Annotated in this window: 17 protein-coding genes; 13 read left to right on the plus strand and 4 right to left on the minus strand. The window is 63.0% G+C overall.

Translation table 11 applies throughout. The features are described 5' to 3' along the window. Positions 1–876: 876 nt before the first annotated feature. Positions 877–1,479, plus strand: coding sequence for a serine O-acetyltransferase (locus QME84_09310; protein MDI6874459.1), 603 nt, complete (start codon positions 877–879; stop codon positions 1,477–1,479). On the opposite strand, the gene nfi is transcribed toward QME84_09310, so the two are convergent. The 3 genes from nfi to QME84_09325 all read right to left on the minus strand — a co-directional run bounded on the left by nfi (position 1,434) and on the right by QME84_09325 (position 3,957). Then, a complete protein-coding gene (gene nfi / locus QME84_09315) occupies positions 1,434–2,198 on the minus strand; it encodes a deoxyribonuclease V (GenBank protein ID MDI6874460.1) in 765 nt (254 codons plus the stop codon). The genes QME84_09310 and nfi overlap by 46 nt on opposite strands. Before the next feature lie 219 nt (positions 2,199–2,417). After that, positions 2,418–2,690 (minus strand): late competence development ComFB family protein, encoded by a 273-nt coding sequence (locus QME84_09320; GenBank protein MDI6874461.1) that lies wholly within the window; start codon positions 2,688–2,690, stop codon positions 2,418–2,420. A gap of 406 nt (positions 2,691–3,096) precedes the next feature. Further along, on the minus strand, positions 3,097–3,957 hold the full coding sequence (locus QME84_09325) for a methyltransferase domain-containing protein (GenBank protein ID MDI6874462.1): 861 nt from the start codon (positions 3,955–3,957) through the stop codon (positions 3,097–3,099). Positions 3,958–4,598: 641 nt separating this feature from the next. Here QME84_09325 and rpsF point away from each other — a divergent pair. The 5 genes from rpsF to dnaB all read left to right on the plus strand — a co-directional run bounded on the left by rpsF (position 4,599) and on the right by dnaB (position 7,729). Further along, complete coding sequence (gene rpsF / locus QME84_09330) at positions 4,599–4,892, plus strand: 30S ribosomal protein S6 (GenBank protein MDI6874463.1); 294 nt, start codon at positions 4,599–4,601, stop codon at positions 4,890–4,892. Between the two features lie 76 nt (positions 4,893–4,968). Continuing rightward, positions 4,969–5,400: a single-stranded DNA-binding protein gene (ssb, locus tag QME84_09335; GenBank protein ID MDI6874464.1), complete on the plus strand. Its 432-nt coding sequence runs from the start codon at positions 4,969–4,971 to the stop codon at positions 5,398–5,400. A gap of 84 nt (positions 5,401–5,484) precedes the next feature. Further along, entirely contained in the window at positions 5,485–5,775 is a 291-nt protein-coding gene (rpsR, locus tag QME84_09340) for a 30S ribosomal protein S18 (GenBank protein ID MDI6874465.1), read from the plus strand. Between the two features lie 102 nt (positions 5,776–5,877). Then, on the plus strand, positions 5,878–6,324 hold the full coding sequence (gene rplI / locus QME84_09345; protein ID MDI6874466.1) for a 50S ribosomal protein L9: 447 nt from the start codon (positions 5,878–5,880) through the stop codon (positions 6,322–6,324). A gap of 52 nt (positions 6,325–6,376) precedes the next feature. Beyond that, positions 6,377–7,729 carry a replicative DNA helicase gene (gene dnaB, locus QME84_09350; GenBank protein ID MDI6874467.1) on the plus strand — a complete coding sequence of 451 codons (1,353 nt, stop codon included), beginning with the start codon at positions 6,377–6,379 and terminating at the stop codon, positions 7,727–7,729. A gap of 46 nt (positions 7,730–7,775) precedes the next feature. Here dnaB and QME84_09355 read toward each other — a convergent pair whose 3' ends face one another. After that, a complete protein-coding gene (locus QME84_09355; protein MDI6874468.1) occupies positions 7,776–8,678 on the minus strand; it encodes a 4Fe-4S binding protein in 903 nt (300 codons plus the stop codon). Between the two features lie 224 nt (positions 8,679–8,902). Between QME84_09355 and QME84_09360 the strand changes: the two genes are divergently transcribed. The 7 genes from QME84_09360 to QME84_09390 all read left to right on the plus strand — a co-directional run bounded on the left by QME84_09360 (position 8,903) and on the right by QME84_09390 (position 16,172). Continuing rightward, positions 8,903–9,535, plus strand: coding sequence for a TetR/AcrR family transcriptional regulator (locus tag QME84_09360; protein ID MDI6874469.1), 633 nt, complete (start codon positions 8,903–8,905; stop codon positions 9,533–9,535). A 556-nt stretch (positions 9,536–10,091) separates the two neighbouring features. Next, positions 10,092–11,360 carry an acyl-CoA dehydrogenase family protein gene (locus QME84_09365; GenBank protein MDI6874470.1) on the plus strand — a complete coding sequence of 423 codons (1,269 nt, stop codon included), beginning with the start codon at positions 10,092–10,094 and terminating at the stop codon, positions 11,358–11,360. A 148-nt stretch (positions 11,361–11,508) separates the two neighbouring features. Further along, positions 11,509–12,744 (plus strand): acyl-CoA dehydrogenase family protein, encoded by a 1,236-nt coding sequence (locus tag QME84_09370; GenBank protein MDI6874471.1) that lies wholly within the window; start codon positions 11,509–11,511, stop codon positions 12,742–12,744. 54 nt (positions 12,745–12,798) lie between these two features. Next, on the plus strand, positions 12,799–14,067 hold the full coding sequence (locus tag QME84_09375; GenBank protein ID MDI6874472.1) for an acyl-CoA dehydrogenase family protein: 1,269 nt from the start codon (positions 12,799–12,801) through the stop codon (positions 14,065–14,067). A gap of 10 nt (positions 14,068–14,077) precedes the next feature. After that, positions 14,078–14,830, plus strand: a complete 753-nt coding sequence (locus QME84_09380; protein MDI6874473.1) for a hypothetical protein — start codon at positions 14,078–14,080, stop codon at positions 14,828–14,830. A gap of 168 nt (positions 14,831–14,998) precedes the next feature. After that, positions 14,999–15,694: a hypothetical protein gene (locus tag QME84_09385; protein ID MDI6874474.1), complete on the plus strand. Its 696-nt coding sequence runs from the start codon at positions 14,999–15,001 to the stop codon at positions 15,692–15,694. A gap of 61 nt (positions 15,695–15,755) precedes the next feature. Next, positions 15,756–16,172, plus strand: coding sequence for a hypothetical protein (locus QME84_09390; GenBank protein MDI6874475.1), 417 nt, complete (start codon positions 15,756–15,758; stop codon positions 16,170–16,172). Positions 16,173–16,394: the final 222 nt, after the last annotated feature.

Consider the following 16,394-nt stretch of genomic DNA (forward strand, 5'->3'; position numbering starts at 1 on the left):
TAAGGAATCCGTTACTTGATCCCTTATCTTGGAGAGCGGTGGCCTTCTTTGTCCAAGAACTATTGCCTAGAAGTTTTTACATAAGTTTATGGGCACAACCTCTGATGGGTGAGAAACATATATTCTTGGTCAAAGTGCCGTCCGGGTTGACAAGGGTTTCGGTAAAGGGGTCCTGCGGGCGGGTTAGCTCCTCGACGTCGGCCTCTTTTACTTCCGGAAACATATCCTCTGCTATGGTTCGGGAATCTATGGGTTCACCCTGAGGAGAAGAGTTCTCGCCATTCGCGGGTTGGGAACCGGCTTGCTCCTCACCCCATTCGAGAGAGAGAAGTACATAAGAACATCAGGATGAGGAACAATGAAATCGAAAGCCTGCAAGCCCTTTTCGTCATGCCCATCGCACACCCCCCGAAACGAAACAAGGCCCTTAATCCGTCTCGTTCTTGCAGCCCCTTTTTGTCTCTCCAACGCCCCTATACCCGCAGGCTTTTAACCGCGGTAAATTGTGTTTTAGGCAGCACAAGCTAGGCAAAGATGTCAAGGGTTATCTTGGTTCGCTACTTAGTTAATGCGTTAACCTCTTCAAGGGTTGCCTCCATCCAAGCGTTCATGGACTCCACGGAAAGAGCCCTTCGCGTTGCGGAGTAAACTTGAGTGTTTCGTACCTCCATCCGCAAAGTGGCCGTCAACCTTACCTCCATATTCCGCCAGCGAAACCCCCGGGAAGCAAACTAGGGCCGGCGGCATGTTGTTCACTCTCTCCCGGGAAGGATAAACTCTTCGTTGTGGATGGGAGGTTGGTGGAGGTGGGATATGGACAGGTCTCGAAGCGCGACCGAAAAAGGGAATTATTCCTTCGGAGATCTGGCGGGAAAGGTGACTGAGGCCGTTCGACAGCTGCTGAACTCGCTGAGCCGGGAGGGGGAACCGGAAGGGCTCCTCGGCGATGTGAGGGCCCTCTTCAGCGAGGGGGGGACGTTGCAGGGAGCCGCCGACTTGCGGCAGGCCCTACGGGTCCTCCTGGTAAAACCCGGGGTACAGGCCCTGCTCTTCTATAGGTTCTACCGCTGGCTGTATCTGCACGGCCTGAGACTTATACCGGAAATACTGGCCCGCATCAACTATCTTCTAACCGGAGCGGAGATCGACCCGGGGGCGGAAATCGGTCCCGGGTGCCGTATCTGGCACACGGCAGGAGTGACCATCGGCCGGGGGGTGAAGATAGGCCGGGACGTGTGGATACTGCACAACGTGACCCTGGGAGGCCGGGGAGCCTCCCCCTTCGACCCGGGAGAGGAGGGTTACCCCCGCATCGGTGACGGGGCCATCCTCTACACCGGGGTGACGGTGCTGGGGAACGTGGAGATCGGGCCGGGCGCGGTCATCGGGGCCCATTCCCTGGTACTGGACGACGTGCCCGCCGGGTCCCTGGCCTACGGCATCCCGGCCCGGGTGGTGAAGCGCCCTGGCAGGCATTGATACCTATACTTTTCTCCGCCCGCCCTTGCCCGTCGTTTCAACTCCGCGGTCACCTGGTGAGCCCGGCGCTGCGGTTCCGGCAGCCTGGTGCCCCGCAGGCAGGAGAGGACCATAGCGATCGCGCTGGAAAGATCTACCAGATGGCCCACCGAGACGTACAGGGGCTTCACCCCGGCCCGCGTGCGCAGGACCGCTCCCACCGTCCTCCCCCCGTGGACCAGGGGGGTCCAGTCGCCGACCTCGTTCCCGGGCTCCCTGGCATCCCCTAGGAGCCTGGACTTGGCACAGCCTATGGTGGGAAGCCCGGTGATCACTCCCAGGTGGGAGGCCAGCCCGCATCCCCTGGGGTGAGCTATACCCTGGCCGTCGACGAAGACCAGGTCCGGTCGAGATCCAAGTTTTTCCAGGGCCGGAAGGAGGGCGGGCAGCTCGCGGAAGGAGAGCAATCCGGGCACGTAGGGAAAATCCACCTCCACGCAGGAGGTCCCCACCTCCAGGAGCTCCAGGTCCGGGTAGGTCATGAGCACCGCCGCCCCCAGGGCCAGCCTCTTCTCGCGCAGGTAGGAGATGTCCGTCCCGGCGACCAGGCGTACCTTCCCAGGGTCCAGGTGAACGTCGCAGCGAACTTCCCCCCGCAACCGTTCCTGCCACTCGCGGGCTTCCGCAACGCTTACCCTCAGGGGATGGCGCGGAGGAACGGACCCTGGCTTTTTATCCATCGAAGCTATCACCCGGCCTTTCCGGCGATCGTGGGACGGGGGTGGATATCCTTTCGGCGTTAACCGTAACTTAACTCGAACCTCGAGGGGGTTTCCCGCGGGTTCCCTCCATTCCGGCATTTCATGCCCGCAGCCACCCGTGAACCGGACATTCTCCTATCCTCCAGGGTGTACCAACGCCCTTCCGGAAAAGGACCACCGGCCACGCCCTGGCTGGCCTCAACCCTCCCCGTGGCGGGGGTTTTTCCGGACCACCTTCATGGCGTTGGTTACCGCCACGGTCACGTCCGCCTTGAATTGGCTCTCCAGCTCGTTGACCTTGGTGTAGACGTAACCCCTGTCGGTGACCACGTACTTGGCCGGAAGGTGGTTGAGGGCCAGCGCCTTGATGTCCATCCGGCAGCGCTCGCACTTGCAGACGTCGTCGCGGTGGGCGAGTATCTCCTCCAGGGTGGAATCCACGACCTCTTCCATGTAGTTCTTGAAAAGCACCTCCGCACCTCCTCCACGGAATCGCCTTCTTTGGATAGTATAACGTCTTACCGGGCTGAACCTCGAGCTTTCCTGGACGTTGGCGGGCAGGCATTCATGCCGACCTACAGATGGGAGGCCGACGGGCAGAACCTCGAGCCCTCTCCACCGTTTACGGGGCTGGGAGACGAACCCATTCCCGAGGCCATTCCCCGTAGGAAGCGGGGGAGATATGCGAGCCGCGTGGCGGTAAAAGATATCCGGTTCCTACTCCCTTCAACTCCCCAAAACCGAGGATGTCGCCCGGAGTTATCCGTTCAACTCCGGGGCGCCCACCTCTCCCCGTTCTTGAGCCATGTCCGAGGCGGTGGAAAAGACGCCCGCAAGGAGGGCGGTCGCCGACCGCCTGGCGCGAGTCCCACCGGTATCAACCCGGACGGCCGGGTTTGAGCGCCTCGACATCCAGGCGGTAACTGGGGACGTACACCAGACCCTCCGCATCCGGAGGGCATTCCTCGAGATAGCGGTCCACCATCTGGTAGATGAACTCCTCCCTCTCCTCCTCCGGGATGCGGAGGGTGAAGGGGAGCCATGTAGTGCGTATATGCCCGGCCAGTCCTTCCCGGCCACGGAAGGCGACGGACCTCTTCACCACCTCCACCCGCAGGGGCCGCAGGCCGGCTTCCTGGAGCCACACCCGGTATTCCCCGGGGTCATGGAAACCGAACCCTCCCGACCAGCGGGAGTAATAACCCCGCCATTTTTCGCTCACGATAAGCTCCATGAGGATCATTTCCAGCCGTCCCAGCTCCCCCTTTCCTCTCATCCTGAGGTAGACCCTTCCGCCCGGCCGCAGGCTGCGCTGGATGCCGGATAGAACCGGCCGGTGGTCGGCTATCCAGTGCAGGCAGGCGTTGGAAAACACGAGGTCGAATTCCTCATGGTAGGGAAGCCGGGAGGCGTCCACCACCTCCCAGGATAGGTTGGGATACCTCTCCCTCGGGTACCTGCGGCGCGCGAAATCTATCATCTCCTCGGAGGCATCGATCCCCAGGACCCTCCCCTCTGGGAGCAGGGAAGAGATAAGGACGGTGATCTTCCCATCCCCACACCCTATATCCAGAAGATGTTCGTCTCCCCTTATCTCCATGCGTTCGATGAGCTCCAGCGCGCTCCTCAACTGGGGAAGGGAATGGCGACGATAGTCCTCGGGGTCCCACTTCAACCCGGAGGGCGCCTTCTCCGCCTGGGACACGCAACCACCGTTTCTCGAACCCTGCACTTCCATCCTCCGTTCATCCCATCGCCTTCATGCGAGAAAGGCTGTCCTCCATCAATTCCCAAATTTTTTACACTAATGACACGGGCGACCGGACATGTCAACCATCCCCATAGGATGGTCTCCCAGCCTTTTCCACCCTGAAAGCGTTTACTGAAACCACGGCATCCCTCCCCGGGGCTCTCCGGTCGTCGATTTCCATGGTCCGGGCAAGGCCGGCTCGAAATCCTGGATGTTCACGGCATCCGCTTACTTCATTAACCCCCCGGTCCCCGGGAAACATCCCCAGCCTCGTCCTCGGGCCGCGGCACTGCCCCACCGAATGCGCAAGTACCCGCCTAATGCGCAAGTGTTTTTCATGAGCACCTTTCCCTTTCCGCGTTTACGGGATTTTGCCCCCGTTTATCATCCCGGGCTTTGCCCCCCCTTATCCCCGGGGCCTTGCCTCTCCCCGTCACCGGGCTTTGCTTTCACCGGCACCATTCCTGAGTGCAAGGACCCGTGATCGCGGCAACCGCGGACCCAGGTGGTAACCGGGCGGAAACACACCTGTATTGTCGCCATGGGGAATGCTATAATACATCCTTGCGCGCGACAGCCGTTCCTGCTCCCGGAGGGACCGGGAGCCGCTTAGACCGGAGGAGGTGATCATGCGCGAGTACGAACTCATGTACATTGGCCGCCCCAACCTGGAAACCACCCAGTACGAGGCTCTCCAGGAACGGGTAACAGGCCTCATCGCCCAGGACGGGGGGGAGCTGTCCGGACTCGAGGTCTGGGGCAAGAGGAAGCTGGCCTACCCCATCAAGCACGAGACGGACGGCTTCTACGTCGTCCTCACCTTCAAGGGTGGGGAGGCACTGGTGCAGGAGCTGAACCGGGTCCTGTACATCACCGACGAGATCCTCAGGCACAAGATCTTCCGCCTGGACTCGCGCAAGTGAGTCCCCGGCGCGAACTTGTCACTGCCTCGTCCTACAATCACCTTGTCCGTCGGGAAAGTACGGCAAGGAGGAGATCATGGCCGGACTGAACAGCGTGGTGTTGATAGGGAACCTGACCCGCGACCCCGAACTGAGGTACACCCCCAGCGGGATCCCGGTGTGCACCCTGCGCCTGGCCGTGAGCCGCAACTTCCCCAACCAGCAGGGCGAGGTGGAGGCCGACTTCTTCAACGTCATCGTCTGGCGCAACCAGGCGGAGAAGTGCGCCGAGTACCTCACCAAGGGGCGCCAGGTGGCGGTCACCGGCAGGCTGCAGAGCCGCAGCTGGGAAGGCGCGGACGGCCAGAAGAGGTCGACCATCGAGATTGTGGCCGACCGGGTGGTCTTCCTGGGGCGCAGGGACCGCACCGAGGACGTGGTCGACGACCTCACCGAGGTGAGTCTCTCCGACGACAGCGACCTGGACGCCGACCTGGAGCCCAGGGTGGAGGACGAGGTGGTCTTCTGATCTGGCGAGGATCTCCCGTGGCGCTGAAAACACGTAGCAGATGGAGTAGAATTACACAGATAAACTTACACCGGGAGGAGTGGAATGAGTTCCAACCAGAGCAAGAAATCGTCCTCCAAGGACAAGAAGGCCAAAGAAGGGTACGGTCGAAAGCAGCGTAAGAAGGTCTGCTACTTTTGCTCGGAGAAGATGGATTACATCGATTACAAGGACGTGAGTCTCCTCAAGAAGTTCCTCTCCGAGAAAGGCAAGATACGCCCCCGGCGGGTGACGGGCAATTGCGCCCAGCATCAGAAACGCCTGGCCCTGGCCATCAAGAACGCCAGGGAAATGGCCCTCATACCCTACACTTCCCGCCAGGGGGAGATAAAATAGTAGCCGCTGAAGGGTGGCGGGGACCTGCCGCCCCTCGAGGGGTACGGTCGCAGGGACCGCCGGGAACGGAGGCCGTGAAGCAGAGGAAGTCGAGGGGTTGCCTTGAAAGTCATACTTATCGCCGACGTCGAAGGTCTGGGTAGCCGTGGCCAGACCGTGGAGGTCAAGGACGGCTACGCCAACAACTACCTCATTCCCAAGGGCCTCGCCGTCCGCCGCACCAAGGGCAGGGCCAAGGAGGCCGAGCAGCTGGCCAGGGAGAAGATGGCCAAGGCCGACCGGGAGCTGCGCCGGGCGGAGGAGGCCGCCCAGCTGATCTCGGGGCGGACCTTCGAGGTCACGGCCAAGGCCGGGGAGGAGGGGAAGCTTTTCGGGACCATCACCCCCAAGGACATCGCGGAGCTCATCAAGAAGGAGCTCGACCTGGAGATCGACCGCAAGAAGATTCACCTGGACGAACATATAAAGAGCCTGGGTTTCCACGAAGCCCGCGTCAAGCTTCATCCCCAGGTGGAAGCCATAATACACCTCAAGGTCGTGCCGGAGTGAACCGCTTTCCGGACCTCCCTCCGGGAGGTAGCCACTGGGGAGAGGGGTTGTTATGAGCACGGTTGTGCAGGCCTTCGACCGACACGATCACCTTCCCCCGCACAGCCTGGAGGCCGAGCAATCGGTGCTCGGGTCCATGCTCCTTTCGGCGGACGCCGTCATGGAGGTCTCCGAGATACTGGACCCGGAGGACTTCTACAAGGAAGCCCACGCCATCATCTATCGCGCCGCGCTCCAGCTCTTCGCCTCCGGGGAACCGGTGGACCCCGTTACCCTCTCCGAGGCCCTGCGCGCTCAGGGGAACCTGGAGCGGGTGGGCGACCGGCCCTACATCATGAACCTCATGTCCACCGTGCCCACCCCGGCCAACGCCAGGTACTACGCGGAGGTGGTCTCCAAGCTGGCCGTCTACCGTCGCCTCATCGAGGCGGCGGGCAGGGTCGCCGCCGTGGGATACCGCGCCCCTGAAGACTTGGTGGAGGCCCTGGACGAAGCCGAGGATATCATCTTCAACGTGGCCCAGCGCCGCCGGCGGGAGAACATCAAGCCCATGAAGGAGCTCATGGAAGCCACCTTCGAGGACCTGGAGCAGATCGCCGAAGGCCGCAAGCAGACCGGTATCCCCACAGGCTTCACCGACCTGGATGAGCTCACCCAGGGACTGCAGCCCTCCGACCTTATCGTCATTGCCGCCCGCCCTTCCATGGGCAAGACCTCCCTGGCCCTGAACATCGCCGACCACGTGGCGGTGGAGGAGGGTATCCCGGTGGCCATCTTCAGCCTGGAGATGAGTGCCCAGGAGGTGGCCAGGCGCATGCTCTGCTCCCGCGCCCGCGTCAACAGCCAGAAGCTGAAGTCCAGCTTCCAGGATGACGAGATCTGGGAGCGCCTCTCGGAGGCCGCCGGGGACCTGGCCTCAGCCTCCATCTTCATAGACGACAGCGCGGACATCGGAATCATGGAGCTGCGCTCCAAGCTGCGCCGCTTGAAGGCCCAGCACGACATCGGCCTGGTGATCATCGACTACATCCAGCTCATGAGCTCGGACCGCCGGCTGGAGAACCGGGTGCAGGAGATCGCCGCCATATCCAGGGGCCTGAAGGTCATCGGAAGGGACTTCAACATCCCGGTCATCGCCGTCTCGCAGCTCTCCCGCGAACCCGAGAAGCATAACCGGGAGCCCATCCTCTCCGACCTGCGGGAATCGGGGGCCATCGAGCAGGACGCCGACCTGATCATCTTCATCCACCGCAAGGAGGTCTACGACCCGGACAACGACGAGTACAAGGGGAGGGCGGACGTGAAGGTGGCCAAGCACCGCAACGGCCCCATCGGGCCGGTCAGGCTTACCTTCCAGGCCCAGTACGCGCGCTTCCTCAATTACAGCCCCCGTCGTGGGGAGTGAGCTCCCCTTCCCGCAAGGTCCGTACGGATTCTGCCGCGAGCCCTTGTCACTTTCCCCCCAGCATCTGCTGAGCGAGGTCGATGTCCAGGGGAAGGAGACCGCCCTCCTCGAGGTATAGGGATAGGGCTCCCTCCGGGCAGTTCTCCACGCAAAGTTCGCAACCGTAGCAGCTCTCCGCGTGATAGACGCGCTCCCCCTCCCGGAACTCCACCGCGCCGAAGTTGCAGACCTCCGCGCACTTGCCGCAAAGACGGCACCTTTCGGCCTCGTGCCTCACCTTGTATCCGGAGGGGGCGTACTGGGAGATGTCCTCCGCTCCCTTTATCCTCCGGGTAAGCGCCGTGGCCCGCATGCTCACGCAGCAGCGCGGGCAGCAGTTGCAGATGACACCGATGCTCCCGCCGGTGGCCACCTTGAAGAAGGCCTGGTTGATATGCCCCTTGCGGCGGTGCTCATCGATGATGGCCAGGGCTTCCTCCCGGGTTATGCGGCGGACGTGATACTTTGAGCAGTGCTCCAACCAGAAATCCACCAGGGGGCGGCCCACGGCGATGCAGGAGGCCACCGGTTGGCAGGGGTCATCCAGCTCCAGCTTGCAGGGGCAATCCATCACCGCCAGGTGGGTGGGCTCCCGCAGGATTATCTTGTTGGCGTACTTGAAGGGGATGATGCGCTTGGTGGTGTCCGAGCCCAGCATCACCGTCTCCTCCAGGTTGAGTATCTTGTTCAGGTCTCCCCGGGAGAGCACCTTGGCGTGATAGCGGTCGAATATGAACCTGGGTATATACTTGGTGGCCTCCAAGCGGGAGAAAAGGGCCACCACCGCCTTGGTGAGGTAGAGCGCCCCCTTCACGTAGAGGTCATAGAAGACGAAGTAGAGGTAGTTGTGTATGGCGCGGTCCACCCGCCACCCGTGCAACCGGAATATCTTCCTGGTCGATTCCTTCATTATCCTCCCTCCCCTCTTCCTTTACGGCGGTTTAAAATAGCTCCTTATTCCCCGCAGGGCCGCGGGGGAACGCACAGTCTCATGAATGGCTCCGGAACCGACTTTCCGGTCACGCCGACTTGCCGTCCATGTCGCGAATTATAACCCCCATGTTCACAAGAGTTAATATACAATGTTGGGGTCAGGCGGGATATGGATGAATTTTCCTTCAGACGGGAAGGTTTATGGCGGAAACATCCAGGAGGGAATCCAAGAAGCTGAAGCACCGCCAGGCCATCCTGAGGGCGGCGGAGGAACTATTCTCCAGCAAGGGCTACCGGGAAACCACCGTGCAGGAGATCGCCGAGAGGGCGGGCCTTGCCAAAGGGACCCTTTATCTCTACTTCCGCAGCAAGGAAGAGCTTTACCTCACGGTGTGCGTGCAAGGTGTCTCCGGTTTCGGAGAAAACCTGGAAAAGGTCCGCGCAGCGGCCCGGGGGGTGGAGGAGAAGATCAGGGCCGTGTACCTGGCCTATATAAGGCACTCCCTGGAGCAGCCGGCAGTGTTCCGGGTGCTGCGGGACACCTTCCTGGAGCAGGTACGTCGGAACCTATCCCCCGCCACGGTACAGCAGGTGTCCAACATCATCAGGGACTGGCTCCGGAACGAGAGCGAGCTGGTCCGCGAGGGCATAGAGGAGGGGATCTTCCGCCCCGACCTCGATCCCTACCGCTTCAGCGTCCTGGCCTGGAGGGCGGCCACCGGCCTGGTGGAGCTGGCCCTCCTGCAGGAACCCCTGGTCATCGAGAAGTCGGAACTGGAGGACCTCTTCCGAGAATCCATAGACCTCCTCCTGCGGGGGGCGAGGCGGCAATAGGGAGCCTTCCCGTCAAGCGGCGATGGAAATCCACCTCCATGCGCGGTCCACGGGGAGCGCAGTCGCATCTCAAGGACTTTCATGTGCTCTGGCGGTTTAGACTCAGGGGCGGTGGATAAATAAATATACGTCGTACACGTCGGTCGCCGGGTGTCTTTCACCCGGATATTGACAAAAAATGACCGCGGTCATAATATACAAACACCAGGAAAAAGTCCGGCTGCATTCATGGGGAGGGGGATAATACAAATACCTCAAACGACCGCCATGGAGAAAATCCTTTCCCGGACGGGTTCCCTTTGGGCGGGTGGGCGGAAGGAAACCATTTCCATGCATTAGGTGCGGCAAGATCCGGACAGGCGGGAAGCTATGCATCGGGGGTTGGCAAGATACGTGCACCGGGGATACGGATACGTGCCTCGGGGACACGGCATGATCCATGCATCCGGGGTGCGGCAGACGAGGGTGAAGGCAGGGCGATCGGAAGGCAGGGTTGAAGCACAAGGGCCGCCGGGCGGCTCTTTCAAGGCAAGGGAGGGAACAGAAGGAGGCATGGATGAGGACCATCGACGATTTCACGCGGCCGCTGGAATACGTATCCCCCATGGATGGACTCCTGGGCTCCATCTTCCGCGACTGGGTGGAACGAGAGGTGATGCCCTACCGGAGGCAGTTCGACGAGGACTACCGCGACCATCGGCTCATCCACCCGCCCTTCAAGAAACTGCTTGGTGAGTATGGCCTGCAGCGCATGATCTTCCCCGAGGACCTGGGGGGCTGGGGCATGGGACGCTCCAATTACATGTGCACGGCCGCCTTTCGCATGTTCGAGGAGATCGCCCGCGCCGACACGGGGATGGCCCTGGCTTTCGGGGCCCTCTTCTGGCCCTTCCTGTTCATCGCCCTGGAACCCCACGAGAACCGGCGCCTCCTCGAGGAGTTCGCCCCCATGTTCTGTGAGACCACCGAGCCGGTCTTCGCCGCCTTGTGCATGACCGAGCCCCAGGGAGGGTCGGACATCGAGAACATCGAGATCGTTCGGGGAAGCACCATCCGCACCACTGCCGTGCTGGACGGCGACGAGTGGGTTATCAACGGGCACAAGCTGTGGCCCTCCAACACGGGAGGCCTGGCCAGGCTCATGGCCGTGGTGTGCACCACCAACCCGGGATCCGACGACCCCCGGGACATCGCCGTCATCTACGTCACCTCGGACACGCCGGGAGTGACCCAGGGACCGCCCTACGAGAAGGCGGGGATGGCCGCGGACATGAACTCCGACGTGTGGTTCGAGAACGTCCGCGTCCCTTCCTGGTACCGGGCCTGCGGCCCCGGGGACGACGCCAAGTACTTCGGGGAAATCATGTCCACGGGGAACATGGGCATCATCGCCTGGATATCCGGGGCCATGATGAACATCTACGAGCGGCTGGTGGAGTTCGTCAACCGCAAGAGGTACCGCGGCCTCCCCCTCAAGGAGAACGACGCCGTGGCCGGCATCCTGGCCGACTTCGCCGCAAACATCGAGGCCATCCGCATCGTGGGTTACCAGTGCGCGCGCATGTGCGACCGCCACGACCTCTATGGTCCCCTGTGGGACCCCGGCCTGGTGGCCAAAATGCGCGCCCAGCGTTACCTGGCCATGGACCGCTTCATCGAGGTCACCGGCCGGGTGATGAACCTCATGGAGTGTTTCGGGACCGACCGGGACTGGGACGTGGAGAAGCACTGGCGGGACCTCAAGATCCTCCAGCTGGTGGAGGGCTCCAAGCAGCTCTGCCAGATAGAGACGGCCCGCTGGTTCTACGAATGCCAGACGCTTTAGGTGCGCCGGGAGAGCGGTGGGAATGGGATGCGGGGGAAATTGTGCATATGTTGATTTATTCCCATAGAGCACGCGTCGCCATGAATTTCATTTTCACTTCGAGGCAGCTCACCGAAGAACCCTGTCCAGGATGATCAAGGAGGTGCCCATGAACGACCTGGAATTATTTCCCTATCCGAAGAACCGCCTGCAGAAGGCTGACCTGGACCTGGCCGCCAGCCTGCAGGACCTGGTGCAGAGGGAGATCGTGGACAAGCGCCTGGAGCTCAAGGAGGACTACGCCTCACTCCTTCAGCCCAACCTGGAAAGGCTCCTGGTGGAGGTGGGACTTCAGCGCATGTTCTGGCCGGAGAAGCTGGGCGGCGAGGAGCACAACGGTCCCGAGGCCGCCTACACCGTGGTGGCTGCCCTGGAGCAGGTGGGCCGGGCGGACACCGGGCTGGCCTACCTGGCGGCGCACAACCTGGCCCTGCAGGCGGCGCTGGCCATGCGGGAGAACCTCCAGGAGGGTGCCTGTGCCCGCTTCGCTCCCCTCTTCTGCGACGGCCGGGGACCGGTCATCGTCTCTTTCATTCTACCCGTCTTCGGGGAGGAGGAGGGGGCTCCCACCTGGCGGGGCAAGAGCTTTCAGGTAAAGGCTAGGGCCGCCTCCGGCTCGTGGATACTGGAGGGGAAGGGGGTGCGCCCCACCTGCTCCGGCGCCGACGCCGACCTCTTCGGGGCCTGGTGCGCCGTGGAGGGCGAGGAGCAACCAGCCTTCATCCTGGTCCCCGGGGACGCGCCCGGCCTCTCCCGCGGAACGGAGTTCAAGAAGACGGGGCTGGCGGCCAGCCGCAACGCCGACCTGGACCTCTCCGGGGTGAAGGTCCCGGCGGAGAACTGCCTCTTCCGCAGCGAGCTGGAGTACCGGCGCCTGCTCTCCTGGTTCTACCTGGGAGTGTCGGCCGGCGCCGTGGGTGGGCTCCTGGCCGCCTACCAGATCCTCAAGGAATGGGGGGATAACCGGGTCATCAAGGGGACCGGCAACGTATTCAAGGAAAATCCCCTTACCGGCGCTCTCATGGGGGAGATCGCCCAGGACATCTCCATGTCCCGCCTCCTGGCCTACGAACTGGCCGGGTTGCTGGCCGACCCCGCCTCCTTCGGGGACGCCGGCTCGGAGGGGGTGTACACCGCCGCCCTGATGATCGTGCACCAGGTGTTGGCCACCGCGGAGCGCGCCCTGCACCGCACCATGGAGCTCATGGCCTCCGCGGGATATGCCAAGGAATGGCAGCTGGAGCGCTACTGGCGGGACCTCAAGACCGTGCAATGCTACGTGGGCTCCCACGAGCTGGCCAAGCACGACTTCGCCCGCTGGTTCTACGGCGCCCGCACCCTGTGAGGAGGTGACGGCCTTGCGCTCGATTTCACGGAATCCTGCGGGGAGGTGATCTCCATGCGGAGCATCGACGTCTTCAGCCGCCCCCTGGAGTACCTCACCCCCCTGGGGGAGCAGGTGGGGGAGATCATCCGGGAATGGGTGGAGAAGGAGGTCATGCCCTACCGGAGGCAGTTCGACGAGGACTACCTGGAACACCGCCTCATCCACCCGCCCTTCAAGAAGCTCCTGGGAGAATATGGCATCCAGCGCATCCTCTTCCCAGAGGACCTAGGGGGCTGGGGCCTGGGGCACTCCGAGTACCTCTGCGTAGCCGCCTTCCGCATGTTCGAGGAGATAGCCCGTGCCGACTCGGGGATGGCCGTGGCCTTCGGGGTGGTCTTCTGGCCCCTGGTGCTCATCTGCTGCGAGCCCCACGTCAACCGGCGCCTGTGCGAGGAGTTCGCCCCCATGTTCACCGGGACCAAGGAGCCCGTCTTCTCCTGCCTGGCCATGACCGAGCCCCAGGGAGGCTCGGACATCGAGAACGTGGAGGTCCTCAAGGGAAGCACCATCCGCACCACCGCGGTACGCGACGGGGACGAGTGGGTGATCAATGGCCACAAGCTCTGGCCCACCAACACCGGCGGGGTGGCCGACCTCATGGCCGTGGTATGCACAACCAACCCGGGGTCCCGCAACCCCGACGACATCGCCATCATCTTCGTGCCCACCGATCGCCCCGGTGTGACCCAGGGGCCGCCCTACGAGAAGGCGGGGATGGCCGCGGACAAGAACGGGGATATCTGGTTCGAGAACGTCCGCGTTCCCCTGTGGTACCGCGCCTGCGGGCCGGGGGACGACGCCAGGTACTACGGGGAGGTGGTCTCCCTGGGCAACATGGGGAGCATCGCCTTCGCCGTGGGGGTGATGCTCAACATCTACGAGAAGCTGCAGGAGTACGTGAACCGCAAGACCTACCGCGGCCTCCCCCTCAAGGAAAACGACGCCGTGGCCGGGGTGCTGGCCGACTTCGCCGCCACCATCGAGGCGGTGCGCATCATCGGCTACCAGTGCGCCCGCATGTGCGACCGCCAGGACCTCTACGGGCCGCGCTGGAGCCCGGAGATCGTGGCCCGGGCGCGCGCCCACCGCTACTTCGCCGCCGACCGCGCCCTGGAGGCCATCGGCAGGGTGATGAACCTCATGGAATGCTTCGGCCCGGACCGGGACTGGGACGTGGAGAAGCACTGGCGGGACATCAAGATGGTCCAGCTGTGGCTGGGCGGGAAACAGCTCAGCCAGATGGAGGTGGCCCGCTGGTTCTTCGAGTGCGAGACGCTTTGAGGTGATGAAAATGGCCGTGGAGACGGGAACCCCGACGGAAGTGGAGACGCGGGGGCTGGTGGACGCCCTGGATCGCATCCTGCGCCAGCTCATCAGCACCCCCAAGTTCAAGGAGACGGTGATCACCCTGCTCAACGCGATGGACCCCCCGGCGGCCCGCCGCCTGGTCCGCACCATATTCTGGCAGGATCCCGGCCTGCTCATGTCCGTGCTGGGAACTCTGCCCGCCTTCCTGAACACCGCCTTCCAGGCCCTGGCCGAGGTGGCCGCCCAGATGAACTCCATGCCCTCTCCCCTCCTCCAGGACCTTCTGCATCGCATCGTGGAGGACCTGGACGGAGCGGCGCTGGGGGAGGCGATGGGAGGGCTGGTGAAGATGGGGCTTTCCCTGGGGCTCTCCGAGGAGGAGAGCGGCCTGCGCCGCAGCCTCTCCTCCTTGCGCGGGGATTTTTCGGCCTCTTTCGCCACCGCCCTGGGGGAGGTCTCCCTGGAGGATAGGGTGAGTGCCTGGATGGCCAAGGCGGCGGAGAGGGCCCGGGACAAGGACTCCGCCACACACGCCTTCATTCAGGCTTTCAGGGGGGCCCTCAAGGAGAACCCGGACTTCGTGAAGCACGTTATAAAGCCGCTTTTGGAAATGCCTGCCAAACCGGCGGCGAAGAAGGCGGCTTCCAAGTCCGGGGGGACGAAGAGTGCCGCAAAAAAGACCGACACCGGGACCAAGACCGCCGGCGGGAAGACCGGCGGCGCCCGGGAATCCTAGGGGGTGGGAGCATGGAACGTTCTCCACTTTCTGCCCTGCCGGCACGTGAACCCAAGGTAATATCCGGAGAAGCAAGAAAGGAAGACGGCCTGGAAAGCATCTCCCTTCCCGTTCGCCGGAGCACCGTATTCCCGGGTAAGAACCGGGCAAGGAACAGGGGGTGAAGGCATGGAACGCCAGGAAGCAAACGCCGGACTGGGGGAGAGGATCCTCAAGGAGATCATCGCCACCCCCGCCCTCAAGGAGGTCTTCCTCCTGCAGATAAAGGACATCCGGCCGGAGAGCGCATCCGGCCTGGTCAAGACCCTCCTCTGGGGGGACCCCGGCATCTCCATGAGTCTCTTCGGGGCCCTGCCTGACGCCGCCAACTGGCTCCTGGAGTTCCTGCTCGAGCTGGGACGCCAGCTCAATGGCCTCCCCGAGCCCCTGCTCCGGGACATCCTGGGACGCATCGGCTCCGGAATCGACCGGGAGCGCCTGGGAGAACTTCCCCAGGTGTACGGGAAGCTCATCCGCCGGCTGGTGGTAGGGGAGGGGAGGCCGCCCGAGGAGGTGCGCGACGCGGTAGTCTCCGCCCTCAACCGGGTTCTCCAGGCGCTGGACCGCAACACCGCCCGTCTGGAGGCCAACCGGGAGGAGATAGCCCGCACCCTGCGCCGGGCCTGGAAGGAAATGGATACCACATCCCTGGTCCGCACAGCGCGCCGCCTGGTCTCCCTGCTTGCCGCCGCGGCCCGTCCGGAAAGGGGAAAGGAAGCGGAAGAAGGCACCGGAAAGGCCTTGAAACTGGCTTGCGGGGCGCTAGCCGTGCTGTTCGCCCTGCGCTTCCTTAAAAGGGGCCTGAAGAGGATGAGGAAGAAATGAATGGAGTTCTGGTCGGCGCGTCGCGCCGTGTATTGATCGGACCTCGAGGGAGGGATGAACGGTGTCGGTGGAGAGCGGCTCCAGAGAAAGGTTAAAGAGGTGGCGCAGGTTCATGTACGCCTACAACACGGCAATGTGCTTCAGCCTGGGTCCTCCCATGGTCGTCTACCAGAGACTGCCCCGGGCCATCCTCAAGTGGCCCTACGAGGACCCGGTGATGATGGGCATCTACGGGACCATCGTCACCTCGGTGGGAGCCTGCTCCGCAGCCGCCCTGCGCAGCGAGGAGGCGCAGGAGAGGTTCCTGCCCCTCTTCCTGGTCCAGATCCTCTACAAGACCATGACCTGCGTCCTGCTGGCCAAGGAGATAAGAAAGAAGGAGGTGAACACCTGGGGCCTGCACCTCATCCTCTGGTTCTTCGTGGCCTACGTGGCCATGCTCTGCGGGGCCCAGCCCTGGAAGAAGGGAGGCGAGTGAGAATTCAGCCACGGCGGAGCGTCCATGGCCAAGGCGCGCCCGGAAACTGAAGGGGGGCCCGCGGAGCACGCAAAGGAGGCGCGAATTCCCGCCGGAAAGAGGCAGGAAACCGTAACTTCCGCGTCGGCGCAAGACCTCGCGGCACACCCGCACCATAAGCAAGACCTCGCGGCACACCCGCACCATGAAAGACTCAATGAATCGCAGTCCCCGCCCCTTCGC

The sequence above is a fragment of the Actinomycetota bacterium genome, assembly GCA_030019255.1.
GTDB lineage: Bacteria > Actinomycetota > Geothermincolia > Geothermincolales > RBG-13-55-18 > Solincola_A.